This window comes from Herbaspirillum sp. SJZ107, from assembly GCF_006715485.1.
Classification (GTDB): domain Bacteria; phylum Pseudomonadota; class Gammaproteobacteria; order Burkholderiales; family Burkholderiaceae_D; genus Telluria.
The window spans coordinates 2,101,489-2,125,984 of record NZ_VFNH01000001.1 but is presented as its reverse complement, the minus strand read 5'-3'; the positions used below and the strand labels follow the sequence as shown (position 1 = coordinate 2,125,984).

21 protein-coding genes are annotated in these 24,496 nt (G+C 65.9%); 9 read left to right on the top strand and 12 right to left on the bottom strand.

All coding sequences use genetic code 11. The features are described from left to right. The first annotated feature begins 12 nt into the window (after positions 1-12). From FBX97_RS09285 to FBX97_RS09275, 3 genes are all read left to right on the top strand, one after another. The gene (locus FBX97_RS09285) at positions 13-651 is read left to right on the top strand and encodes a TonB family protein (protein ID WP_141830572.1); all 639 of its coding nucleotides are present in this window, start codon (positions 13-15) and stop codon (positions 649-651) included. 70 nt (positions 652-721) lie between these two features. After that, a complete protein-coding gene (locus FBX97_RS09280) occupies positions 722-2,392 on the top strand; it encodes a glycoside hydrolase family 28 protein (RefSeq protein ID WP_141830570.1) in 1,671 nt (556 codons plus the stop codon). 91 nt (positions 2,393-2,483) lie between these two features. Then, complete coding sequence (locus tag FBX97_RS09275; protein ID WP_141830568.1) at positions 2,484-3,368, top strand: DMT family transporter; 885 nt, start codon at positions 2,484-2,486, stop codon at positions 3,366-3,368. Here FBX97_RS09275 and zwf read toward each other — a convergent pair. Both zwf and FBX97_RS09265 read right to left on the bottom strand, forming a co-directional pair. After that, positions 3,352-4,830 carry a glucose-6-phosphate dehydrogenase gene (gene zwf, locus FBX97_RS09270; protein ID WP_141830566.1) on the bottom strand — a complete coding sequence of 493 codons (1,479 nt, stop codon included), beginning with the start codon at positions 4,828-4,830 and terminating at the stop codon, positions 3,352-3,354. The genes FBX97_RS09275 and zwf overlap by 17 nt on opposite strands. Positions 4,831-4,941: 111 nt before the next feature. Next, positions 4,942-5,964: a DUF4380 domain-containing protein gene (locus FBX97_RS09265; RefSeq protein ID WP_255517371.1), complete on the bottom strand. Its 1,023-nt coding sequence runs from the start codon at positions 5,962-5,964 to the stop codon at positions 4,942-4,944. Positions 5,965-6,007: 43 nt separating this feature from the next. Between FBX97_RS09265 and FBX97_RS09260 the strand changes: the two genes are divergently transcribed. Continuing rightward, a complete protein-coding gene (locus FBX97_RS09260) occupies positions 6,008-6,202 on the top strand; it encodes a hypothetical protein (RefSeq protein WP_141830562.1) in 195 nt (64 codons plus the stop codon). On the opposite strand, the gene FBX97_RS09255 is transcribed toward FBX97_RS09260, so the two are convergent. Then, the gene (locus tag FBX97_RS09255) at positions 6,199-8,088 is read right to left on the bottom strand and encodes a DUF885 family protein (RefSeq protein ID WP_141830560.1); all 1,890 of its coding nucleotides are present in this window, start codon (positions 8,086-8,088) and stop codon (positions 6,199-6,201) included. The two genes, FBX97_RS09260 and FBX97_RS09255, sit on opposite strands and share 4 nt — an antisense overlap. A gap of 190 nt (positions 8,089-8,278) precedes the next feature. Between FBX97_RS09255 and FBX97_RS29565 the strand changes: the two genes are divergently transcribed. Continuing rightward, positions 8,279-8,416 carry a hypothetical protein gene (locus tag FBX97_RS29565; RefSeq protein ID WP_185748521.1) on the top strand — a complete coding sequence of 46 codons (138 nt, stop codon included), beginning with the start codon at positions 8,279-8,281 and terminating at the stop codon, positions 8,414-8,416. 14 nt (positions 8,417-8,430) lie between these two features. On the opposite strand, the gene FBX97_RS09250 is transcribed toward FBX97_RS29565, so the two are convergent. The 3 genes from FBX97_RS09250 to FBX97_RS09240 form a co-directional block, all read right to left on the bottom strand. Then, positions 8,431-9,219 (bottom strand): response regulator transcription factor, encoded by a 789-nt coding sequence (locus FBX97_RS09250; protein ID WP_141830558.1) that lies wholly within the window; start codon positions 9,217-9,219, stop codon positions 8,431-8,433. A 93-nt stretch (positions 9,220-9,312) separates the two neighbouring features. Beyond that, entirely contained in the window at positions 9,313-10,317 is a 1,005-nt protein-coding gene (locus tag FBX97_RS09245; protein WP_141830556.1) for a response regulator, read from the bottom strand. 48 nt (positions 10,318-10,365) lie between these two features. Continuing rightward, positions 10,366-11,634 carry a HAMP domain-containing sensor histidine kinase gene (locus tag FBX97_RS09240; RefSeq protein WP_255517370.1) on the bottom strand — a complete coding sequence of 423 codons (1,269 nt, stop codon included), beginning with the start codon at positions 11,632-11,634 and terminating at the stop codon, positions 10,366-10,368. 281 nt (positions 11,635-11,915) lie between these two features. On the opposite strand from FBX97_RS09240, the gene cqsA reads away from it, so the two are divergent. Beyond that, a complete protein-coding gene (gene cqsA, locus FBX97_RS09235; RefSeq protein WP_141830553.1) occupies positions 11,916-13,157 on the top strand; it encodes an alpha-hydroxyketone-type quorum-sensing autoinducer synthase in 1,242 nt (413 codons plus the stop codon). A gap of 226 nt (positions 13,158-13,383) precedes the next feature. Here cqsA and FBX97_RS09230 read toward each other — a convergent pair whose 3' ends face one another. The 4 genes from FBX97_RS09230 to FBX97_RS29560 all read right to left on the bottom strand — a co-directional run bounded on the left by FBX97_RS09230 (position 13,384) and on the right by FBX97_RS29560 (position 15,753). Then, positions 13,384-14,004, bottom strand: a complete 621-nt coding sequence (locus tag FBX97_RS09230; protein WP_141830551.1) for a flavin reductase family protein — start codon at positions 14,002-14,004, stop codon at positions 13,384-13,386. Between the two features lie 68 nt (positions 14,005-14,072). Then, on the bottom strand, positions 14,073-14,855 hold the full coding sequence (locus FBX97_RS09225) for a DJ-1/PfpI family protein (protein ID WP_141830549.1): 783 nt from the start codon (positions 14,853-14,855) through the stop codon (positions 14,073-14,075). Between the two features lie 72 nt (positions 14,856-14,927). Further along, positions 14,928-15,407: an Lrp/AsnC family transcriptional regulator gene (locus tag FBX97_RS09220; protein ID WP_141830547.1), complete on the bottom strand. Its 480-nt coding sequence runs from the start codon at positions 15,405-15,407 to the stop codon at positions 14,928-14,930. A 100-nt stretch (positions 15,408-15,507) separates the two neighbouring features. Next, positions 15,508-15,753 carry a hypothetical protein gene (locus FBX97_RS29560; RefSeq protein WP_185748520.1) on the bottom strand — a complete coding sequence of 82 codons (246 nt, stop codon included), beginning with the start codon at positions 15,751-15,753 and terminating at the stop codon, positions 15,508-15,510. Here FBX97_RS29560 and FBX97_RS09215 point away from each other — a divergent pair. Together FBX97_RS09215 and FBX97_RS09210 are read left to right on the top strand one after the other, a co-directional pair. Continuing rightward, positions 15,752-18,559 carry a TonB-dependent receptor gene (locus tag FBX97_RS09215; RefSeq protein WP_185748519.1) on the top strand — a complete coding sequence of 936 codons (2,808 nt, stop codon included), beginning with the start codon at positions 15,752-15,754 and terminating at the stop codon, positions 18,557-18,559. The genes FBX97_RS29560 and FBX97_RS09215 overlap by 2 nt on opposite strands. A gap of 36 nt (positions 18,560-18,595) precedes the next feature. Beyond that, positions 18,596-19,957 (top strand): M28 family peptidase, encoded by a 1,362-nt coding sequence (locus tag FBX97_RS09210; RefSeq protein ID WP_141830543.1) that lies wholly within the window; start codon positions 18,596-18,598, stop codon positions 19,955-19,957. A 4-nt stretch (positions 19,958-19,961) separates the two neighbouring features. Here the strand turns inward: FBX97_RS09210 and FBX97_RS09205 are convergent, their stop codons facing one another. After that, positions 19,962-21,224 (bottom strand): sigma-54 dependent transcriptional regulator, encoded by a 1,263-nt coding sequence (locus FBX97_RS09205; protein WP_255517368.1) that lies wholly within the window; start codon positions 21,222-21,224, stop codon positions 19,962-19,964. 324 nt (positions 21,225-21,548) lie between these two features. Between FBX97_RS09205 and FBX97_RS09200 the strand changes: the two genes are divergently transcribed. Continuing rightward, positions 21,549-21,863, top strand: a complete 315-nt coding sequence (locus FBX97_RS09200; protein WP_141830539.1) for a hypothetical protein — start codon at positions 21,549-21,551, stop codon at positions 21,861-21,863. A 733-nt stretch (positions 21,864-22,596) separates the two neighbouring features. On the opposite strand, the gene FBX97_RS09195 is transcribed toward FBX97_RS09200, so the two are convergent. Then, on the bottom strand, positions 22,597-24,267 hold the full coding sequence (locus FBX97_RS09195) for a sodium/solute symporter (protein ID WP_141830537.1): 1,671 nt from the start codon (positions 24,265-24,267) through the stop codon (positions 22,597-22,599). Between the last annotated feature and the right edge of the window lie 229 nt (positions 24,268-24,496).

Here is a 24,496-nt window from a genome sequence, read left to right as displayed (position 1 = left end):
TCTGGAGCCGCCATGACTTACCCTATCCGTTCGCTGCTGCTTGCTGCCGTGCTGGCATGCGCTCCATTCCACGCCGGTGCCGCCGGCTGCGCCAAGCCGGCATACCCGCGCGAGTCGCTGCGCAATGCGGAGGAGGGCATCACCCTGCTCGGCTTCCTGATCCGTACCGACGGCAGCGTGGGCGATACGGTGGTCCTGAACGCCAGCGGCCACCCCGCGCTCGACACGGCAGCAAGGGATGCCTTGTCGAAGTGCGTGTTCAAACCCGCGCGCAGGAACGGCGAGCCGGTCGAGCAGTGGGTGCCGGTCGCTTATAAATGGTGGATCGACGGCGATCAGGGTATGAACCGCGCCAAGCGCGACGCGTTGACACTGGCCGAAGCGGGCGACGCCGGCGCGCTCTACCATCTGAGCCTGCTGTATGCGGCCACGGCGCAGACCGACGCCGACCGCGAGGCCGCGCTGGCCGGGCTGCGCAGCGCCGCGGAGCAGGGGCAGGCGCACGCGATGTTCGAGCTGGCCAGGCGTTACGAAAAGGGCGAGGGGATGCCGCCCGATGCCGGCGAAGCGCTGCGCTGGTACCGGCAGTCTGCCGACAAGGGCGACGTGCTGGCGATCCAGCACCTGAAGAACAGCGCGCGGGCTCACTGAGCGACAGGGCGCACGCATCGCTCAACAAGTTGCGCACGCAGGGCACCGCACGGATGCTAATGTAGCGCGCATGATCCGATTCCAACCCGTGCGCCGCCGCGCGCTCCAGCGTATCTTCACCGCCCTCGGCGCGACTGCCGCCGGCGCCCTGTCCCTGCCATCCGGCGCCGTCCCGCTGCAAGCGGGCTTCGACGTCCGTGCCCACGGCGCCCGCGGCGACGGCACTACCCTCGACACCGATGCCATCAACGCCGCCATCGCCGCAGCCAGCGCGGCAGGCGGCGGCACGGTATGGTTTCCGGCCGGGCGCTACCTCAGCTTCTCGATCCGCCTGCGCAGCAACGTCGCGCTCTACCTGGATGCCGGCAGCGTCATCGTCGCCGCCGACCCGGCGGTCGACAAGGGCCGCTACGACGAGGCCGAGCCGAATCCGTGGGACGCCTACCAGGACTTCGGCCACAGCCACTGGCACAACAGCCTGCTCTGGGGCGAGGGCCTGGAAAACGTGGCGATCCTGGGACCGGGCCGCATCTGGGGGCGCGGCCTGACGCGCTCCGGTCCCGGCGCCAACCGGCCACTGAAGGCGGGCGACATGCCATCGTCCCTGAAAGGCGCCGATCCGATGGGCGAGCGGGCAAGAAAGGGGATGACGTTCGGCGCCGAGATGGCCGGCAAGGGCAACAAGGCGATCGCGCTCAAGAATTGCCGCAACGTGCAGCTGCGCGATTTCTCGATGCTGAAATGCGGCCATTTCGCGGTGCTGGCGACCGGTGTCGACAACCTGGTCATCGACAGCCTGATGGTCGACACCGACCGCGACGGCTTCGATATCGATTGCTGCCGCAACGTGCGCATCGCGAACTGCGCGGTGAACACCCCGAACGACGATGCGATCTGCCTGAAAAGCTCGTACGCGCTGGGCAAGCCGCGCTTCACCGAACACGTGACGATCACCGGCTGCCAGGTGTCCGGCTTCGACCTCGGCACGCTGCTCGACGGGACCTTCGGCAAGACCCAGCTGGAAGCGCCGGACAAGGAAGGCGTGTGCGGGCGCATCAAGCTCGGCACCGAATCGAACGGCGGTTTCCGCAACATCGCCATCGCCAACTGCGTGTTCGAGCATTGCCGCGGCCTGGCCATCGAAAGCGTGGACGGCGCCGTGATCGAAGACGTCACCGTCGACAACCTGGCGATGCGCGACCTCACCACGGCGCCGCTGTTCATCCGCCTGGGCCGCCGCATGCGCGCGCCGGCGGGCACGAAAGTCGGCGCGATCCGCCGCATCAATATCAGCAACGTGGTGGTGTCGCAGGCGAATGCGCCGTTTGCCTCGATCGTGGCCGGGCTGTGGGAAGCGCCGGTCGAGGACGTCCGCATCAGCAATCTGACCGTGGTGCATGGCGGCGGCGGCACTGCGGCGGATGCCGTGCGCCAGGTGCCAGAGGAAGCCGACCATTATCCGGAGCCGAGCATGTTCGGCGTCACCCCGGCCTACGGCCTGTACGTGCGCCATGCGCGCAACCTCGAGGTGCACCACGCCGATCTGCGCAGCGCCGGGCCGGAAGGCCGGCCGCCGGTGCTGCTGGACGACGTCGATGGCGCCGGTTTCGATCACGTGCGCTTCGCGCGCGGGACGGCGGCCTCGACCTTCGTGCTGCGCGGCGTGCGTGGCATCGCCATCCGGGATGCGCAAGGGGTGGCCGACCTGGCGCGTTCGGATCATTTGCAGGCAGCTTTCTGAACCCCGCGCGTCCGGAATGATCGTGCGGCGCTGGGCACCTCCGCCATATCGCCTTACAGTAGCGATAACAAAAAAACGGAGGAGACCCACCATGCTGAGCCGCAGCCCGACTCTGGCGCGCCATCCGGCGCTGGCCACCCTGTTACTGACCGCGCTGGCGATGCTGGCCTTTGCCGCCAACTCGCTGCTGTGCCGCATCGCGCTGCGCCATGGCAGCATCGATCCGGCCAGCTTCGGCGCCATCCGCCTGGCCGCCGGCGCCGCGGCGCTGCTGCTGGTGATGCGCCTGCAGTCGCCGCCACGCACCGGAAAGGCGGGCGACTGGCCGGCGGCCGTGATGCTGTTCCTGTACGTGGCCTGCTTCTCGTTTGCCTACCTGCGGCTGGCGGCCGGCAGCGGCGCGCTGATCCTGTTCGGGATGGTCCAGCTGACCATGTTCGCGGCCGGGCTGGCGGCCGGCGAACGCTTCACGGCGCGCGGCTGGCTCGGGCTGGCGCTGGCCGCCGGCGGGCTGGTGCTGTTGCTGCTGCCGGGCGTGGCTGCGCCCTCGCTGGCGGGGGCGGCGCTGATGGCGGTGGCGGGCGTCGCCTGGGGCGTGTATTCGCTGCGCGGGCGCGGCGTGAAGGATCCGCTGGCGGCGACCGCCGGCAACTTCGTGCGCGCGACGCCGCTCGGCATTATGCTGTGGCTGGCCTGGGCCGGGCGCGGGCACGCGGACGCGCGCGGGGTGGTGCTGGCGCTGGCCTCGGGCGCGCTCACGTCGGGACTCGGTTACGTGGTGTGGTATGCGGCGCTGCCGCGCCTGAAGGCGCTGCAGGCCGCCTCGGTCCAGCTGTCGGTGCCGCTGATCGCGGCGCTCGGCGGAGTGCTGCTGCTGGACGAGGCATTCACGGCCAGGCTGGCGCTGGCCGCGCTGGCGATCCTGAGCGGGATCGCGCTGGTGCTGGGTGGCGGACGGCTTACTCGACCCAGCTGAAGCCGTCGCGCGCGAGCAGCGCGAACGACTCGGCCGGACCCCAGGAGCCGGCCGCGTACGCATGCGGCTTCTCGCCCAGCGTCTGCCAGCCCTCGATGATCGGGTCGGCCCACTGCCACGCTGCTTCGAGTTCGTCGCGGCGCATGAAGTGGGTCAGGCGGCCGCGCACCACGTCGATCAGCAGGCGCTCGTAGGCTTCGGCGCGGCGCTGCGGCATGGCCGATTGCAGGTCGAGGTTCAGCGACACCTGCTGGGTCTCCATGCCGCTGCCCGGCTGCTTGGCCATCAGCTGCAGCTTGATCGCTTCTTCCGGCTGCAACTCGATGACCAGGCGGTTCGCGACCGCGCCGGCGTTCTGGTGGAACAGCGGGAACGGCGGATTGGCGAACTCGATCACGATCTTGGACGAGCGGCGCGCCATGCGCTTGCCGGTGCGCAGGTAGAACGGCACCTTCGACCAGCGCCAGGTATCGACAAAGGCGCGCAGGGCGACGAAGGTCTCGGTGCCGCTGTCGGCCGGCACGTTCTTCTCTTCGAGGTAGCCGGCCACTTCCTGGTTGCCGCTGACGCCGTGGATGTACTGGCCGCGCACGGTGTCGCGCGCGATGTCGGCCAGCTTGAAGCGGCGCAGCGAACGCAGCACCTTCAGCTTTTCGTCGCGCACCGCGTCCGCGTTGAGCGAAGTCGGCGGCTCCATGGCGACGATGCACAGCAGCTGCAGCAGGTGGTTCTGCACCATGTCGCGCATGGCGCCGGCGCCGTCATAGAAGCCGGCGCGGCTGCCGACGCCGACTTCCTCGGCCACCGTGATCTGCACGCTGGCGATGTTCGGCGCGCGCCACAGCGGTTCCAGGATCGAATTCCCGAAGCGCAGCACCATCAGGTTCTGTACGGTCTCCTTGCCGAGGTAGTGGTCGATGCGGTAGATCTGCGACTCGCTGAAGTAGCGGCCCACGTCTTCGTTGATCGCGATCGCCGAGGCCAGGTCGGTGCCGAGCGGCTTTTCCAGCACCACGCGCGCGTTGGCGTCGACCAGGCCGCTGGCCGCCAGCTTGTCGCAGATGGTGGTGAACAGCGACGGCGCGGTCGACAGGTAGAACACGCGCTGGGCGCCCTTGCGCGAGGCCTGCTCGAGCGTGTCGAAGCGCTCCGCCGCCTGCACGTCCAGCTTGACGTACTCGAGCAGCTGCAGGAAGCCGTCCCAGGTCTTGTCGTTGAAGTTTTCCTGGGCGATGAAGGAACGCGAATGGTCCTGGATGTGCTTCAGGTAGGCGCCGCGGTCGATGTCCTGGCGGCCGGTGGACAGGATGCGGGTGTCGTTCGGCAGGTTGCCGTGCAGGTAAGCCATGTAGAGCGCGGGCAGCAGCTTGCGCATTGCCAGGTCGCCCATGCCACCGAAGATGATCATGTCGAGGGGCAGGCTGCTGTCTTGTTCTTTCGATTGCTCGGTGGAAGAGGTCATTTCTGTTTGGCCGAAAAGTTAAGGGTCAATGTGCTACGGTAGCAGAAGGATACTGCCTCGCGCCAGCTTTTGCTGGCGAAGGGAGAATTTCCATACCTCATTTGGGGTGGCTTACAAGGCCTCCAGGCCCAGCGTCCGCGCCTGCGCGCGCAGGAAGGCCAGGTGGGCAGCGCGCGTGGCCGGCCCGGCGTAGGGCAGCAGGGTCCAGGTTTCATGCGCGTCCATGCGCTGGCCCGGCGCCAGGCGGCGCCACGGTGCGTGCACTTCCATCTCGAGCAGTCCAGTGGCCGGATGCGCCGGGTCGACGTCCTGGTACAGCTCGACCTGGCCCTGGTCGGGGTGGATGGCGGCGCGCGGCTGCAGCGCAAACTGGACGATGAAGGCCTGGCCGCCCCGGAAAGCCGCCATCCAGCCGGCCGCGGGCTGGGCGAACAGCTTGCCGCGGCGCGCGGCCTGGCCTGCCGCCGGGATCTCGAGCGCGAGCACGCCGTCCGCCACCAGCGGGTGCGGCGGCGCCAGGTCGTCCGCGGCTTCGGTGCGGACCTCGGCAGCGCCGGCGACCGGCACATACACCTGGGTGTCGCCCGGCACCCGCGTGTTGAACCAGAGATCCCACGCCACCTCGCTGGCGCGCCGGTTGATGGCGCCGGCATCCAGGCGCAGGCTATGCGGCTTGCCCGGCACCAGCGCGTAGCGCTTGACCAGCTGCAGGCCGCTTACCGGGCTGGCCGGGCTGGTGACGGCGACGGCGTCGCGGCCGGCCTGGTCGAGCGTGTAGCGCGCCAGGCTCAGGTACGGATCGGGCGGCCAGACCGCCTTGTCCGCCTTGCGTGCCGGGTTGACGTCCTGGTGTACCCACCACTGCTGTTGCGGACCGGCCCAGACTTCGTGGCCATAGTAGGCGACGTTGCCGGTGCGCGCATCGACCGGCGCGGCGGGATCGCCGGCCGCTTCGTCGACGCGCAGGAAATTCGGCCGGCCGGCCAGCGCGAACGACAGCAGCCGTCCGCCGATGGCCTCGGTGACGGCGGCGCGCACGCTGCCGTTGTCGAGGGTGTGGACGGGCAGGCCGGCCATGGCCGGCGTGGACAGCAGCATGGCCAGCATCAGCGTGGCACGGTCGGGTGTCGGCATCATCTCTCCAGGGCGCCGCAGCGGCGCGTGTTAGCATCGCCCGATGGACAGACGAAGCGATTACAAGACCGCGCTATTGATCGACGCGGTGATTCATGGCGAGCCGGCGCAGGGTTTCGGCGCCCGGGCACGCGAACTGGCGGCCCTCGGCGTGCCGGTCGAAGTGGCACTGCGGGTGCTGACGCGGCCCGAAGAGCGGCGCTACAACCCGGCGGTGCCCCTCGGGCAGACGGGCTAGGCTTTCGACCGCCCGATGTACTGGTCGACCACCGTCGGCAGCACCGCCATCGGCACGCCGCCGCAGGCCAGCAGCGCATCGTCGAAGGCCGCCAGGTCGAACTTCGCGCCCAGCGCCGTCCTGGCCCGCTCGCGGTTGCGCAGGATTTCGTTGTGCCCCATCTTGTAGCCGCAGGCCTGGCCCGGCGATACCGAATAACGGTCGATCTCGCTGGTGACCGAGGCCAGCGCGCGGCCGGTGTGGGCCGACAGGAACTCGATCGCCTGGCGCCGCTCCCACTTCAGCGCATGCATGCCGGTATCGACCACCAGGCGGCAGGCACGGAACTTCTGGGCCTGCAGGTAGCCGAGGCGGCTGAACGGGTCGTCCGCGTACAGGCCGAATTCCTCGACCAGCTGTTCGGCATACAGCGCCCAGCCTTCGACGAAGGCATTGAAGCCGATCAGCGAGGCGATCAGCGGCGTCTCGGCATGGTGCTCGGCCAGGTAGGCGCCCTGCAGCGCGTGGCCGGGCACGCCCTCGTGCGCGGTGAGCGAGGTCAGTTCGTGCCGCGGCCACATCGCGGTCGACTTCAGGTTGATGTAATAGATGGCCGGACGCTTGCCGTCGAGCGAAGCGAAATTCATGTAGCCGAGCGGGGCGCCGTCCTGGATGTCGGCCGGCACCCGCTTGATCGCCAGCGGCGCCTTCAGGCCGAGGTGCGACACGCGCGGCAGCAGCTTGCGGATCGCCGCCACGCGCTCGTTGCAGTAGGCGATCAGCCGGCTGCGGCCGCGCTCGTCGTCGGCGAACAGGCGCTGCGGGTCCTTCGACAGCGCCCCCATGCGCGCGCCCACCGAACCCTGGGTCAGGCCCTGGCTGCGCAGGATGGCGTCCATGCGTGCTTCCAGCTCGCGGTTCTGTTCCTGGCCGATGTCGTGCACCTGCTGCGGCGTGTAGTCCGTGCTGGTGCCCAGCTTCAGCGCCCAGCGGTAATAGGCTTCGCCATCCGGCAGGCGGTGCACGCCGGCCACATCGTCGGCTTTGCGGCCAGCTTGTTCCAACGCGGCGATCTGGCGCTCCAGCGCCGGGTAGACCGTGTCGGTGACCAGCGCTTGCGCGCGGCCGCCCCAGTCGCCGGCCAGGCCGAGCGCGCGCGTGCGCGTGGCGAGCGAGGTCACCAGCGTCTGTTCCTGCGCCGGCAGCGCGCGATAGGCCTTGAGCTGGTCCAGCGCCGTGCGGATGATGAAGGCCGGCGGGCGCACGTTCATCGCATCCTGCTCGGCGATGCGCCGGGTCTCCTGGTCGAGCAGGCACCCCATTGCCTGGACCCGCGCCAGGTAGGCGTCGGCGTCGGCGCGTCTGGCGATGGCGTGCTGCGAGTTCAGGAATTCCGGGATGCGGGTGACGGCGCCGTCCTGCTGGGTCACGGGGAAGGGCGCGGTGCCGCCCTGCAGGCCGGCGGCCGCGCCGCCGAAGGAGAAGGCGGTGCCTTCGAGGCCGGCGCCGACCGCGTAGCGCACCGTGTCGTAGCGGATCTGGTCCGGCGGCGCCAGCCGGGCGCGGTCGATGCCGTCCAGGCGCGCCGCCATCGATTTCACCTGCGCCGTCCAGCGCGCGTCTTCCTCGGCCGAGACCTGTTCCAGCTGCGACTTCAGCGCGGCGTGCTTGCCGCTGTCGAGGCCGAGGCTGGATGCCGTGGTCGGCGCCAGCATCAGGATCTCGTCGGCGAACGCATCGAGCAGCGCCTTGAAGCGCGGGTCGGCGGCGGCGTCGGTTGCCGGCTTGCGTGGCGCCGGACGGGCGGCCAGCGCCGCGCTCGGTAAGGCCGCGGGCAGTGCGGCTGCGGCGGCGCCGGTCACGGCGAATTTCAGGAGGTCACGGCGGGTCGGGGTGCTGGCGGGCATGTGGTCCTTGGCGATTGGAATGTTTGTCTAACAAGAAACACCATAGCCGCTACGCTTGAGAACTGTCAATATGCCACGCGGGTGTGCGACGCTGGATTTCGAGCGTGGCTTGGATTACAGTGATCTCGACGGACCCGGCCATGCACCGGCACCCGCGCCAAGGCTTTCTAAAAAGCAAGGAGGACGACACATGGACTTCATGTTGCACGCCAGTCTTCTCGCGCTCGGCTGCGCGACCTTTTTCGGCATCATCTTCTGTAGCCAGTGTCCGGACTGCGGCTGGCACGAGTGGGTGGGCGAACGGCTGGGCCGCGAGCGCAGCGAATAAATTTCAGCGGCAGCTCACGAGCGGCGGCCGCCCGGCAGCAGGCTGGCCAGCCAGTCCTCGGACGCGAGCGCGGTGCGGTCCTGGTCGGAACGGCGCGCTTCCAGGCTGCGCGGCGTGGGGCCATCGTCCGGCGCGCGTACCGGCGGCGCCTCGCTGAGGTCGATCAGGTCGTTGGTGATCGCGTACTGGATCAGTTCGCTGAGCGAGGCGAGGCCGAGGCGCTCCATCATCCGGCTCTTGTGGGTCGAGACCGTCTTCACGCTCAGCTGCAGCACCTGGGCGATGTGCGACACCGTGTGGCCGTGCGCCAGGAAGCCGAACACCTCGGCTTCGCGCGGCGACAGGCGCGCAAAGCTGTTGGTACGCAGGCCGGCGCACAGTTCTTCGGCCAGGCTCTCGCTGAGTTCGTTGCTGACGTAGAGGCCGCCCTCGGCCACCTTCTGGATCGCGCGGATCAGGTCGGCAGTATCGTTATTCTTCGACAGGTAACCCTTGGCCCCTGCGCGCAGCAGGGCCACCGGGTCATCGCTGCTGGCATCCGATGCCAGGGTCAGCAGCGGCAGGTAGGGCAGCAGCTTGCGCAGGTCGCGGATCAGCGCGGTGCCGCCCTGCAGTTCGAGGCGCGGGTTGAGCACCAGGACGTCCGGCGCCACGCTGTCGAGCGCTGCCATCAACTCGGCCCGCGAGCGCGCCACCGCCACGACCTTGAGATTGGCCCGCTCGTCGAGCGCGCGTTGCAGCCCCTCGCACATCAGTTGGCGCGGGTCCGCGAGCACGACTTTGACTAATCCAGCCTGTTCCATGGGGCACGCTTTTGCCTGTAATAATTGGCATTATGCCACCTTATGCACCATTGTTGCAGGCCAGCATGCAGTAAAGATGGCCGAGCCCGCTTTTCAGCTGGCCTGGTGGCGGCGCAGGAAGGCCGACAGCGGCGCCACCGGACCGTCGAGCAGGGCCGGATTCAGGTCGAACATCGCCCAGTAATAGCGCTCGCGGCCGCGGCATTCCTGGGCCGGCGCCGTGTAGTTGTACCAGCCGTCGTCGAAGGCATTCGAATACATGCCATCGCCGTCGCCGCCGCTGAAATTCGGGATCACGCGCCGTTCCCGCAGTGCTTCCAGCAGCGCCGGCGGGGCGCCGCTGTCGTGCGCCATTTCGTAATGCGCGCGCATGCCCTGTTCGGTCTCGATCACCAGCAGGTGCGGCCGCCCCTCGGCGTCGAACATCAGGAAGCCGGACGGGCTCTTGTATAAATAGTGTTCGACGATCTGGTACGAGCGTCCGACCTGGTCGACCAGCGCCGCGATCGCCGGATCACCGACGAAGCGGTATTCGTGCAGCGCGAGCAGGCCCTGCACCACGCGCGATTGCGCCACGAAATAGTCGCGCTGCAGGGCGATCAGGTCGGCTTCCAGGCGGTCGAGCGCATCCGGGTCGCTTTTGCGGATGTAGCGGTCGATCAGGCCGCGGTTGAAGGCGGCAATCGCCACCTTCTCGTCGGCCACGCCGGTCAGCAGGATTTTTTTACACGGCAAATCCCTGACCGCCTCGCAGAATTCGATGCCGTTCATCTGCGGCATCGAATAATCGATCACCAGCGTCGATGGCGTCATGAAGCGGCGTGCCCGGCGCGCGATCTGGCACAGCTGGCCGACGTGCAGCGCCACGCTGAACGGTTGCGGCTCGTGGGTGTAGGTATCGACGCAGGGCGACAGGAAGCTTTCGAGGTCGGAGCCGTCGCGGCTTTGCTCGCGCAGCCAGGTGAGGGCGGCGCTGGCATCGCTGAAGGTGATGCTGGGCAGCGCGTTGCCGAGCTGAAAGCGCAGGCTGTGCAGGAAACTGACGCTGTCGTCGACCAGGACGGTCATGGTCGGGTGCTGGTAAATTGGCAAAGACATGAAGGAGTCGGTAGAAATGCTTGGGCGGTGATTCTCGGGGCCGATCGATCAATGCGATCGGTCGGCGGAGATCGTTGGGGGAAATTCCAGTGCGAACACGGTCCAGGCCGATTCGCGCGAGCGGCAGCGGATCCGGCCCTGCCAGGCATGGACGATGTCCCGGCACAGGGCCAGGCCGATGCCGGCGCCGGAACTCGGCGGCCAGGAGTAAAATCGTTCAAAAATGTGGGGCAACTGGCGCGCGGAAATTCCGCAGCCGGAATCCATGACCAGCAGGCGCGGCCTTGCACGGGTGCCGTCGATCACGATGCGGACCTTGCCGTGGCCGGCACGCTGCAGCGCCTTGAGCGCATTGCGCAGCAGGTTCAGCAGCACGACGACACACAGCTCGTGCTTGCCGGCAAACCAGAAATTGCCACGTATTACCACGCTGACGCCATCGCGCTGCTCCTGGCCGGTGAACGGATAGCGTTCGATCACATGCGTGACCACGTCGGCCATCGACACGTACTCGGTGGCCGTCAGCTGCTGGTTCAGCGCCGCCGCCGATTGCAGGAACAGGTCGATCATCTGGTTCATGTGGCGCACCTCGAAGCCGATGCGCTCCATGGCGCCGGCCACCGCCACATCCGCAGGATCCGGTTGCACGGCAGGAGCAGCAGGCTGCCCGCGCGCCTTGAGCGAGCGTTCGATGCCGCGCACATTGGCCGCCACGCTGATCAGCGGCGTGCGCAGCTCGTGCGACACCATCGCCAGCGCCTGCGCCATGCCGGCCAGTTTTTCGCCCGCCAGCACGCGCCGTCCTACCCGGGTCACCGACACGATCGCGACCGTGAACAGGTAGATCGGCGCCTGTTCCAGCACCACCGGGCTGGCCAGGAAGGCGGCTTCGCCGTGCAGGGCAAAGGCGGCGGCGGCCAGCAGCGTGCCGCACAGCCAGCTCGCCAGCGCCCACCAGCCGTCGAACTGGAACAGCACGATCAAGGCCACCAGCAGCGATTCGCCCCACACGGCCGAGCCGTGGTTCATCAAGAACATGTAGCTGAAAAAAAACGGCAGCACGTAGGTGACGCCGATGAATTCGTAGACCTGCATCGTGCGCGGCCGGGCCAGCCAGCGCAAGCGCTTCAGGAAGAGTGCCGGTACGCACAAGGCGACCCCGAACAGACGCAGCGCCAGGCTCTCGTACTGTTGCGGAAAAAACACAGTCCATACCAGGTAGTAAAGCGGCATGCCCAGGCAGCCGATCCAGGCCAGGCATTGCAGGCGTAAAGCGAGGCGATCGCTTTCCCGCCCATTGCTGAGCAGCCACTGCATGACAGAAGCCCTCAGCCCACGCAGGCGGGCATCGATCATGGAGGTGCTATCGGACAAGACTTTTTTCACGGCTGTGGTCGGAGATCGGAGCGGCAGGCCGCAAAACGCGTCATGCCTGGGTCATCGTTGTACTGTCAAAATTGATTTTACGCAATTTCTCGTGGTATTAACTAAGAATCGTTGAAATACATTGATTTCAGTCAAATGTAGCGCTAACACGGCATTATTGGAATCTGCGTAACCACCCATCAACCTTTATTTCACCGCCAACCGGAGGAAGCATGACCCCAGCACTCAATATCGAACGTTTCGCCACCCAACCGGCTGCCCGCCGCATGCCGGAGTTCGTGACCCGGCGCATGGATGAGCACTATGTGACCCGCGTGCAAAAGCTGCTTGGCGGCGAACACATGCACGTCTGGGCGCCGCCGCAAGCCGGCGCGGTCATGTTGGCCGGCAACGATTACCTGTGCATCGCCAATGAACCGGCGCTGATCGACGCCCAGGTGCGCACCCTGCAAGGTACCCAGGGCCAGATGCTGATGTCGTCCGTGTTCTTGCAGGAGGGCAGTTTCCAGCATCGCCTGGAAGCCAAGCTGGCCGCCTTCATGCAAGCCGAAGACGGCGTGCTGGCCCAGTCCGGCTGGGCGGCAAACGTCGGCCTGCTGCAGAGCATCGCAGAACCCGGCATTCCAGTCTACCTGGACATGCTGGCCCACGCATCGCTGTGGGAGGGCGTGCAATCGGCGCAGGCCCTGCCGGTGCCCTTCCTGCACAACAGTCCGGCCCATCTGGAGCGCCAGATCGAAAAACATGGCGGTGGCGTGATCGTGATCGACGCGCTGTACAGCACCAACGGCAGCGTCGCGCCGCTGCTCGAGTTCGTCGAACTGGCCGAGCGCAGCGGCAGCATCCTGATCGTCGACGAATCGCATTCGCTCGGCACCCATGGCCCGGGCGGCGCCGGCCTGGTGGTCCAGGAAGGGCTGACCGAACGCGTGCATTTCAGGACCGCGTCGCTGGCCAAGGCGTTCGCCGGCCGCGCCGGTTTCATCACCTGTTCGAGCCACTTCAAAGGCTACTTCCTGTCCGCATCGCGGCCGGCCATCTTCAGTTCCTGCCTGCTGAACCACGAACTGGCCTGGTTCGATGCCGCGGTCGACTTCATCAGCGGGGCCGAAGACCGCCGCGCGGCATTGCACCGGAACACCCAGGAGGTGAGGGCGCGCTTGAGTGAACTCGGCTATTGCATCGACGACGGCACCGAGCAGATCATCGCGCTGGAAGCCGGGCCGGAGCCGAAGACCCTGGTGCTGCGCAAGGCGCTGGAAGCGCGCGGCATCTATGGCGCCGTGTTTTGCGCACCGGCGACGGCGAAGAACCGCTCGCTGGTGCGTCTGACCCTGAACTCCGGTATGACCCGGGAAGAGATCGAGAAGCTGGTGGCGGCCTGCGCCGACATGCGCAGCGAGGTCGACCTGGATAACTGGTCGTCGTCGAGCCGTCGCAAGCGCATGCACTAGGCGTCCGGCGGGAAGGCGGCACGGGGGAGGGCGGAACAGTGCACTCCGGTGCCTGTTTTTCCCCGTACGGCTTTCGAATTATTGCAACTAACCGACTGGTATCGCGCGCAAAAAAACCGCGACCAGGAACGTTGGCACGCCGGCGTGCGCCGATTGGCAAGCGCTGGCAGAGACCGGATTCAGCCCAGGAAAGCGCCGGCCAGGCGTCCGCCGCGGCGCCCGCCGCTCACTTCGGGCGATACATCTTGAACAGCTGTTCCGCACCAATTTCGAAATAATCCGCCGGTCCGCCGCCACGCAGGATATGCCCGGCCGCGCCGGTATCGTAGATGCCGTCCTTCAGCAGCGACCGGTCGATATGGATCCCGACCACTTCGCCCAGCACCAGCCAGGTCGGCACGGTCTCGCCGGCGGCTGTCTGCAGCTGGACGATCTGGGTGCAGCGGCACTCGAAGGCCACCGGGGTTTCGCCGACCCGCGGTACGCCGACCAGGCGCGACGCGACCGGCGTCAAGCCGGCCAGCGCGAATTCGTCGACCTCGGGCGGCACCGCGGCGCAGCTGGCATTCATCTGTTCGGCCAGCGCGCGGGTGGCGAGATTCCACACGAACTCGCCGGTCTGCTGGATGTTACGCAGCGAATCCTTGGCGCCGATGCTGGCAAAGCCGATGATCGGCGGGGTGTAGTTGAAGGCGTTGAAGAAACTGTAGGGTGCAAGATTCAGGATGCCGTCGGCACTGCGCGACGAGATCCAGCCGATCGGACGCGGGCCGACGATGGCGTTGAACGGATCGTGCGGCAGGCCGTGGCCGTTGCGCGGTTCGTAGAAATGGACGTTGCTGGTCATTCTGTCTCCTTGATGCCAGACCGAACCATACATCATCCACGACGGCCGCGTGAGCGCGGCTGCGATTTTCAGTGGGTCGTGTCCGCCGCCGGTGCCGCTTCGGCCCCGCTGTCGTCGGCGCGTTTCTTGCGCATGCCGCGGTTGGCCGCGACCACGCCCACGCCCAGCAGGGCCAGGCTCAGCATCGCACCGACCGACGGCGCCGACAGCCAGCGCAGCGGCTGGCCCGGCGTTTCAGACGGTTCTTCCTGCGGCGGATCGGACTGTGGTGGCGCCTGCGTGGCGGCGTGCGTATCGAGGGGCGGCGCGCCGGCAAAGAAGGGGATCAGCGCCTGCACCAGCGCCGCCGTGTCCTGCGGCCCGCGGCTGGTCAGCAGCTTGCCGTCGCACACCACGTCCTGGTTGCGCCAGGTGGCGCCGGCATTCACCACGTCGTCGCGCACCCCCGGCCACGCCGTCAGGGTACGGCCACCGGCCAGCCCGCAGGACACCAGCAGCAGCACCGCCTGCGACATCAGCGCGATCGGCTGGCCGAGCGCATGGATCTGGCGCAGGAAGTCGCGTGCCGGGCCGGATTGGCGCAGCAGGTCCGGACTGATGTAGCCGCCGGGGACCAGCAGGGCGTCGAAGTCGGCCGCGACGGCATCGCCGATGGTCCTGTCGACGCGCAACAGGTCGGCCGACTGGTGCACGTGCATGGCACGGATGCGGCCGGGCCGCAGGGCGATCACGGCGACCTCGGCGCCGGCAGCCTTCAGCGCCGCCACCGGCGTGACCAGTTCCGCCTGCTCGACGCCATCGGCGACCAGCACGGCGACGCGCTTGCCGGTAAGTACTTGCGGGCTGTCCATGTCGTCCTCGGGTCGAACACCATGTCTGACAGAGTCTGCCGACAGGTCTTTAGTTCCGTGGGACTTCGTCGTTCAGCCCGGCAACGGCGGATTGGTGGCCGACTTGACTTCCTTCAGCACGAAGGCGGTGTACACCTCCTTCACGCTCGGCAGGCCGTTGATCTCGTTGCCGGCAAACACACCGTAGGCTTCGAGGTCTTCGGCGACCACCATCAACTGGTGGTCGTAACGGCCGGAGATGCGAAAGCACGCCAGCACCTGCGGGATCCCTTGCACCGCGTCTTCGAACGCCTGCACGGTGGCCGCATCCTTCTTGTCGAGCGAGATCTGGACCATGGCCATGACCTGGTAGCCCAGGCGGCGCGGATTCAGGCGCGCGTGGTAGCCGCCGATCAAGCCTTCCTCTTCCAGCCGCTTGACCCGGCGCCAGCAGGGCGAGGTGGTCAGCGACACCCGCTCTGCCAGGTCGGCGCTGGACAGGCGGGCGTCCGCCTGCAGTTCCTCGAGGATTCGACGGTCAATACGGTCGAGTTTGATGTGCGACTTGCCCATTGCTTCAGTTTTTCCAAGAATCAGTATTCCGCGCAACAACCATTCCAAAACGGATCATGACAGCGCTGTGAATATGGTAAATCTTTGCGATAGAGAAAGCCTATAATTTTTGAAAGAATGCAAAAAAACAACAATAGCGGTTCGCCGCATCGAGGGAAACATCCACGCCGGTCAAACGCCGGTCTACGTCGGGCGCGTCATCACGTGTCCTGGCGGCAGCACCCTCCGGAGACAGAAAAAACAACGCCGACACGGCGTCAGCTGCTTGTACCACGCCCGTATCACGCATCACGCATGACCGACCGTATTTCAAGTATTTGATGTCACCTAAGGAGTTGTCCCGCATGTCCGCACCATCTACCCCCCTCAAACCTTTCGCTGCCCTGCTGGCTGCCTTATTCGGCGCTGCCGTGCTGCCGGCGACTGCGCTGGCGCAAAACGCCGATGGCGCGAGTACGAACCTGCAACGCGTCGTGGTGACCGGTTCGTCCATCGCCCGTATCGACGGCGAGACCGCCTTGCCGGTGCAGATCCTGAAGCGCGAGGATATCGAGCGCGTCGGCGCCACCTCGACCGAGGAACTCGTCAAGCAGCTGAGCTCGCTCTCCAGCGCCGGCAGCTCGACCACGGTCGCCAACGCCTCGGGCTACGGCGGCGGCAGCATCGCCACCGTGTCGCTGCGCGGCCTGGGTTCGGCGCGTACCCTGGTGCTGGTCAACGGCCGCCGGGTGTCGGTGTACGGCGGCGGCTCGGCCGGCGCCGCCGGTTCGTCGGTGGACGTGAACAGCATCCCGCTGTCGGCCATCGAGCGGGTGGAGGTGCTGAAGGACGGCGCGTCGGCCATCTACGGTTCGGATGCGATCGCCGGCGTGGTGAACTTTATCCTGCGCAAGGATTTCACCGGTCTCGAGATCAGCGGCAACTACGGCCAGACGAGTGACCGCCTCGGCCGCGACCGCAAGGCGACGCTGTTCGGTGGCATCGGCCGCATGGACACGGAAGGCTGGAATTTGACCGGCGGCATCACCGTCCAGCATACCGACCCGATCCAGGGTACCGACCGCGCCTTCGCGCGCCGCCTCAACGTCGCCGAGCAGAACGACTACACCTCGTCGATCGCCTTCCCGGCCAACGTGGTGCTGAACCGCAATGGCGTGCTCGGCAATCCGGCGCTGCCGAACTGCGGCCCGTATTCGCTGGTGTCGCCGTACTCGAGCAACCGCTGCACCTACGACAACAGCCCTTACGTGTCGCTGCAGCCCGATTTCGAAAAAGCCAGCTTCATCGCCAACGGCCGCCTGCGCCTGAACGACGATGCCGAAGCCTACTTCGAATCCGGCTACACCAGGAACAAGATCACCTCGACCACCCAGCAGGTGCCGCTGGCCTACAACGCCATCACCACGGCGACCAACCCGTATGTGCCGGAATTCCAGAAGCTGATCGCGCAATACCCGCTGATGCAGACGAAGTACAGCAACATCGGCCGCGGCGGCTTCATCCTGATCCCGTCCAGCCGGTACTACCCGACCGCCTTCGCCGCCGCCAACAACCTGGCCGGCGTGCCGCTGCTGCTGAACTACCGCGACGTCGCCAACGGCCAGCGCAACACCCGCGACATCTCGGAAAACGGACGCTTCGTGGCCGGCGTACGCGGCACCCTGGCCGGCTGGGACATGGACAGCGCTTTCCTGTACACCCAGAGCAAGGTGCACCAGAACCTGCTGTCGGGCTATGCCCAGTACTCGCGCGTCCTGCCGATCTTTAACAGCGGCGTGATCAATCCGTTCGGCGAAACCACCGACCAGGCCGCGCTCGACGCCGTGCGCGCCGCCGAGTTCCGCGGCACCAGCTACAGCTCCAAGACCTCGACGACCTCGGTCGACATCAAGGGTTCGCGCGAGATCTGGACGCTGCCGGCCGGCGCCGTCGGCATGGCGCTCGGCGCCGAGCTGCGCCGCGAAAAGTTCCAGTACGACCCGTCGGTCGCGATCCAGACCGGCGATATCGCCGGCCTCGGCGGCAATGCCTTCCCGGTCCTCGGCGCCCGCAACGTCGGTTCGATGTACGCCGAGTTCAGCATCCCGATCATCAAGAAGCTGGATGCCGACGTCGCCGTGCGTTACGACAACTACCAGGGCGTCGGCCACACCGTCAATCCGAAAGCCTCGCTGCGCTGGCAGCCGACCCAGAGCCTGATGCTGCGCTCGGCAGTGGGCAAGGGCTTCCGCGCACCGTCGCTGACCGACCTCAACACCCCGCAGGCGACCAGCATCACCGGCAACGGCTCGCGTGACTTCGTGCGCTGCCCGAACCTGCAGACCGGCGCGCCGCGCGACTGCAACTTCCAGTTCACTACCATCACTGGCGGCAATCCGAACCTGAGCCCGGAAAAATCGATCTCGATGACGGCCGGCGTGCTGTGGGAGCCGGTCAAGAACGCATCGATCAGCCTGGATGCCTTCCGCATCAACCTGAAGGATGCGATCGTGGTCGGCGGCCTCAGCTCGACCTACTTCCTGGCCAACGCCGACCGCACGCTGCAGTATGCGCAGTTCATCAACCGCGGCGCTCCCGACGGCAACGCGTCCGGCGTCGGCCCGATCGAATCGATCGTGCAGACCAACGCCAACCTGTTCAAGACCCAGGTCGCGGGCGTCGACCTCGACGCCATGTACCGCGCGCGCTTCGGCAACGGCAACCGCGTCAACTTCCGCCTGGCCGGCACCTACATGAGCAAGTTCGACGTGCAGGGCCCGGACGGCAGCTACACCAGCTCGCTCGACCAGGCGCTGAACGCCTCCGGCGGCGTGGTGGTGCGCTGGAAGCACAATGCCAGCGTGACCTGGGAAAACGGTCCGTACGGCGTGAGCCTGCTGCAGAACTACCAGAAGGGCTATACCGACGCGCTGGCCAGCCAGGTGGCACGTACCTCGACCCCGCGCAAGGTCGATGCCTACCAGACCTTCGACCTGCAGCTGACCTACGCCGGCATCAGGAGCACCAAGCTGGCGCTGGGCGTGAAGAACCTGTTCGACCGCGATCCGCCGTACACCAACCTGACCTCGAACTTCCTCGGCGGTTACGATGTCAGCTACGCCGATCCGCGCGGACGTTTCATCTACGTCAACGCCAGCTACACCTTCAAGTAATTCGCGCAATCCAGTACCACAGTAAAGGAAACACCGATGCATCCGACTTTGAAACACAGTGCCGTTGCCGCCATGCTGCTGGCGGCGACCTGCGCCGCCCAGGCCGCCGATCCCGATATCAACAAGCGCCAGGCCGACATCGACGCCATCGTGCGCGAGATCTCGCCCAAGCGCATGCACGACTACGTCGAAAAACTGGTCAGCTTCGGCACCCGCCACACGATGTCCGACACCAAGTCGGACACGCGCGGCATCGGCGCCGCGCGCCGCTGGATCAAGAGCGAACTCGAGCGTTGCGGCGCCGGGCGCCTAGAAGTCGCCTTCGACAGCCACGTGCACCCGGTGATGGCGCGCCTGTCGGTCCCGACCGAGATCGTCAACGTGGTCGCCACGCTGCCGGGCACCCAGGCGGAATCGAAAGACCGCATGTACGTGGTCAGCGGCCACTACGACAGCCGCGTCACCGACGTCATGAACGCCACCGACGACGCGCCGGGCGCCAACGACGATGCTTCGGGCACCGCGGCGGTGATGGAAATGGCCTGCGTGATGGCCAAGCACAAGTTCGACGCCACCCTGGTGTTCATGGCGGTGGCTGCCGAAGAGCAGGGCCTGCTGGGCGCCGAGAACTGGGCCAAGCTGGCCAAGGAAAAGAACTGGAACGTGGCCGGCATGTTCGACAACGACATCATCGGCAACTCGCACAACGACGAAGGCAAGAAGGACGCCAGCCAGGTGCGCCTGTTTGCCGAGGGCGTGCCTCCGGGTAAGGAAGTTCCGGAAGCGCTGCGCGCGCTGGTCGCGACCGGCGGCGAGAACGACACGCCGACGCGCCAGCTGGCCCGCTACGTCAAGTTCGCCGGCGAGCGCTACGTCCCGAACTTCAAGGTCACGATCGTCAACCGCCGCGACCGCTACCTGCGCGGCGGCGACCACATTCCCTTCCTCGAGCGCGGCTTCCCGGCGGTGCGCTTCACGGAGTATGCGGAAGACTTCAGCCACCAGCACCAGGACCTGCGCACCGAGGGCGGCAAGAAGTACGGCGACACGATCGAGTACATGGACTTCGACTACGCCGCCAAGGTGACGCGCGTCAACGCGGCGGCGCTGGCCTCGCTGGCCATGGCACCGGCGGCGCCGAAGGATGTGCGCGTCATCACCAAGAACCTGACCAACAAGACCGAACTGGCCTGGAGCGCGAACGCCGAGCCGGACGTCGCCGGCTACCGCGTGGTGTGGCGCGACACCACCGCGGCGGACTGGACCGGCTCGAAGTTCGTCGGCAACGTGACCAGCTACACCAGCGATCTGTCGAAGGACAATGTGTTCTTCGGCGTGCAGGCGATCGACAAGAGCGGCAACATCAGCCCGGCGACCTACCCGCTGCCGGCACGCTGAGGTTTCACTCGCGCAGGCTGTGCTTGTCCATCAGCCTGTACATCGTCGTGCGCGAGACGCCCAGCTCGCGCGCGGCGAGGCTGACGTTGCGGCCGCTGCGCTCGAGCGATTCGAGCAGCGCCCCGCGCTCGCTGCGTCCGCGGGCATCGTCCAGCGGCGCCGTGCCCGCCACGGCGCCGGCAGCGAGGCCGAGGTCGTCGGGCGTGATCAGGCGGCCGTCGGCCATCACCAGCGCGCGCCGCACCCGGTTGATCAGTTCGCGGACGTTGCCCGGCCACGCATGGTCGAGCATGGCTTCCAGCGCGCGGTGCGAAAAACCGCGCAGGCGGGGCGATTTCTCGCTCGCATAGCGCCGGAAGAAATGTTCGGCCAGCAGCGGCAAGTCGTCCCGGCGTTCGCGCAGCGCCGGGATCGCGAGCGGCAACACGGCCAGCCGGTAATACAGGTCTTCGCGAAACACACCCGCATCGACGGCGTCCTGCAACTGCACGTGCGAGGCTGCCACGATGCGCACATCCACCGCGATCGCACGGGTACTCCCCAGCCGGGAAATCGTCTTCTCCTGCAGGAAACGCAGCAGGTTCACCTGCAATTCCTGCGGCAGGTCGCCGATCTCGTCCAGGAACAGGGTGCCGCCATGGGCCGATTCGATCAGCCCGGCCTTGGCGCGGGTGGCGCCGCTGAAAGCGCCGCGCTCGTAGCCGAACAATTCCGAGTGGATCAGGCTGGGCGCGATGGCGCCGCAGTTGATCGGCACGAACGGCCCGCCGGCGCGCTCAGACTGCGCGTGGATCGCCTGCGCCGCCAGCTCCTTGCCGCTGCCGCTCTCGCCCCAGATCAGGACCGGCGCCGCGACCTTGGCGACGCGGTCGATCTGGTTGCGCAAGCGCAGCATGGCAGCGCCATCGCCGACCAGCGCCGTGGCGTCAAGCCCGGTGTCCTCGACGTGGACCCGCGGGTGCCGCCGCAGCATGGCCCAGCCATGGGCATGGCCCAGCGTATAGCCGAGCCGTACCGGATCGACCGGCAGGGTGTGGTAATCGCAGAGGTGCTCGAGGATCAGGTCATGGCAGCCCGGGCTGTCGAGAGCGTGCGGCGCGAAGATGCCGACCCACTGCAGATGGCCGTGCTGGCGCAGGAAGCCGGCGAGTTCGCGGGCGTCGGCAAGGCCGTCGTGCAGCACCAGCCCGACCCCGTAGACCCGGGTCCGCAGCAGGCGCCGGGCATCGGCCAGGCTGTCCACGAAGTGGATATTCCAATCGTGCAACGTTTCTGAATGAAAATCCGCGGCACGCGACCTGCCGACATCAATGCACAACACTTGCTTCATCTACTTCTCCGCAGGCACAAGAAAGACCGGAACGGGGCCCGGGTCTTTCTTATACGTGCGGCGTCGCGTTTTGGATTCGGTTTGGATGGTTCGATATAGTATGTTGAACAGCACGCGCCTGAAGCTGCGCCATTCAGCGACTAGGCTACCGCTTGAAGCGCCTAACAAATTCGGCGCAACCGGAGGCGTAACCGACGTAATCTGCTGCGGTTACACGATTCAGTCGTATCATGGTGTTTACTTCAACAAAAGCCGTCGGCCATGGATGACTTCTTCAACGACCATCCCCTCGAGCATCCGCTTGACCCGGCTCTCAAAGAATTTCTTGCGCGCCTATGTGCACCGCAAGGCTACGAGGGCCATCTCATTACTGAAGTAGGCCCGTACCTGGTATGGACACTACCTGGCGAAATGACGCTAAACGACTCTATCGTGTTCTTCGATGGCGACTGCCGGGGCGTTCTCAAGCCCGACGATCTGAGCCTTGATGACGCGCGGCGGAAACTCGAAGAGGAGTTTGGTAGAGGCACGGTGTCCGATTTACATGGTGAAATCGACGCATCAATGCCGAGGTAACGGGTCCGCTTTGGGTGGTTAGGGGACGCAACCAGATTTCCGCAACCGACCCGAAACAGACATACTCAGTCTTTGAAGCCAGCCTAAAGAACCTTTAAAAATTTATCCTTATCTGGCCAGCTTTCCAGATATACCGTAGTCACATTTCCGGTCTTTTTGTCTGAAATTGACAACTCTGCTCTGTCGTAAAATGCATCGACAGCACCGATTTTGAAGAGCCGATTTACCTTGACACTTGACCCCGAACTGATCACTTTGTCGCCAGATCGCTCTCCCAGACAAAGAACGTTTTCCGGCCCGAAGTACACAGAGTATGCGCCAGTAAAAATGCTGCAATTTCCAATCGGAGTGTCATTTCGCAATACATACGCGGTGCTGTATTCTTTCGAGAAATGCGTAGTACTCACGCAAGCGGTGAGGCATGCAAGCAGTGTAATAGCAGTAATTAGTGACTTCACGGGTTTCTCCGAGTACGGTAAATCCGCTCCTGGCTGCAAGAAGACGATCGGGACACCATAGCAGGTTGCAGTGCTGGAAAAGTCACGAACGTTAACGACCGGCCGAAAACGGCGCTAAGTAGACATTGAAAGCGCGGACATTGGCATCGTACCTATAGGTTAGGATTCAAATTGGATTGGCATCTGGCGGTAGTGGTGCTGACCGATGGCACCATATTCACCCCGTGAACGAAAAAAGCAGCCCGCAGGCTGCTTTCCATACACTGCCGAAACAGTTACCACCAAGCCCCGTAGATCGCCGCCAGCATCACGCAGATCACGGCCGAGCCCAGCGCAAAGCCGCCGTCGACGCGGAACAGCGAGCGGTCGACGATCATGCGCTTGGCGCTGCCGTCCTTGCGGCCCATGGTGCTGATCAGGGCCATGCCGGCCACCACGATGGCGAACACGATCAGCATGCGGTCCAGGAACGGGATCTCGTAGACGCCGCTGCCGTTGTCGACCGCAAAGCCGATCGGCGCCAGGAAGCGCAGGTCCATCATTTCAGGCAGGAACTTCAGGAAGATCGAGAACACCAGGCCGCCGATGGTCGCGAACATCGCCGCGGCGGCGGTCGTGCGCTTCCAGAAGAAGCCGAGCAGGAACATGGCCAGGATGCCGGGCGAGACGAAACCGGTGTATTCCTGGATGTACTGGAAGCCGCCTTTCTTGTCGATGCCCATCATCGGCGCGATGATCACGGCCAGGGCCATGGCGACGACCACCGTGACGCGGCCGATCCACACCATTTTCTTTTCGCTGGCCTCCGGGTGGAAGCGCTTCTTGTAGATGTCGAGCGTGAAGATGGTGGCGATCGAGTTGGCCTTGCCGGCCAGCGAGGCGACCACGGCGGCGGTGAGGGCGGCGAAGGCGACGCCTTTCAGGCCGGCCGGCAGCAGCGCCAGCAGGGTAGGGTAGGCGCGGTCGGGATTCAGCTCGCCGCCGACGCGCATGGCGTCGCCCAGGGCGCCGGACTTGTCCAGCGCAAAGGCGGCAATGCCCGGCAGGACGATGATGACCGGCATCAGCAGCTTCAGGAAGGCCGCGAACAGCAGACCCTTGCGGGCGGTCGGCAGGCTGGCGCCGAGGGCGCGCTGGGTGATGTACTGGTTGCAGCCCCAGTAGTTCAGGTTGACGATCCACATGCCGCCGATCAGGGTCGACAGGCCGGGCAGGTCCATGTAGTTCGGATTGCCGCGTGCCAGGACCATGTCGAAGTGGTCGCGGGCGCTGTGGAACAGGCTGGTGGCGCCGTGCAGCACGCCCTTGCCGCCGCTGATGGTGGCGACCAGTTCCAGCGCCAGTACGGTGGTCACCAGGCCGCCGACGATCAGGCAGAACACCTGGATCACGTCGGTGTAGCCGATCACCTTCATGCCGCCGAGCGTGATCACCACCGCGAACGCGGCCAGGAAGATCATGCAGGCGAACAGGTTGAGGCCGGCGATGGAGGCGATCGCGATCGCGCCCAGGTACAGGATCGAGGTCAGGTTGACCACCACGTACAGGCCGAGCCAGAACAGGGCCATGGTGGTGGCCACCGCCTTGCCATAGCGCTGCTCGAGGAACTGCGGCATCGTGTAGATGTGGTTCTTCAGGTACACCGGCATGAAGAACACGGCGACGATGACCAGGGTGGCGGCCGCCATCAGCTCGTACACGGCGATCGCCATGCCGATGCGGTAGCCGGAGCCGCTCATGCCGATGAACTGCTCGGCCGAGATGTTGGAAGCGATCAGGGAGGCGCCGATGGCCCACCAGGTGAGCGAGCCTTCGGCCAGGAAGTAATCGTGCGATTCGCGGCCGGAGGTGGATTTCTTGCGGCGGTAGACCCACAGGCCGTAGCCGGCGACGACCACGAAGTAGACCAGGAAAACGAAGGTATCGAGGGTGGAGAATGAAGTCATGGGGCTGGTTGTCTCTGTGCGCCAGGGTGCGGGCTTGCCCCTTTGCTTGTTATGTCGATGTTGAATCTGTGCTCAAGACATGCAGGACTGTTGCTGCCCGCCGGCATGGTATCGATTTCATCGAGCTTATCGGAAATATTGTGAATATGCTATAAGCGTTCTGGTCGAGTTGTATCTTTTTTGCAAGCAGACTCCACCGCCGGGCTTGCTGAACCGTGAGAATCATTGT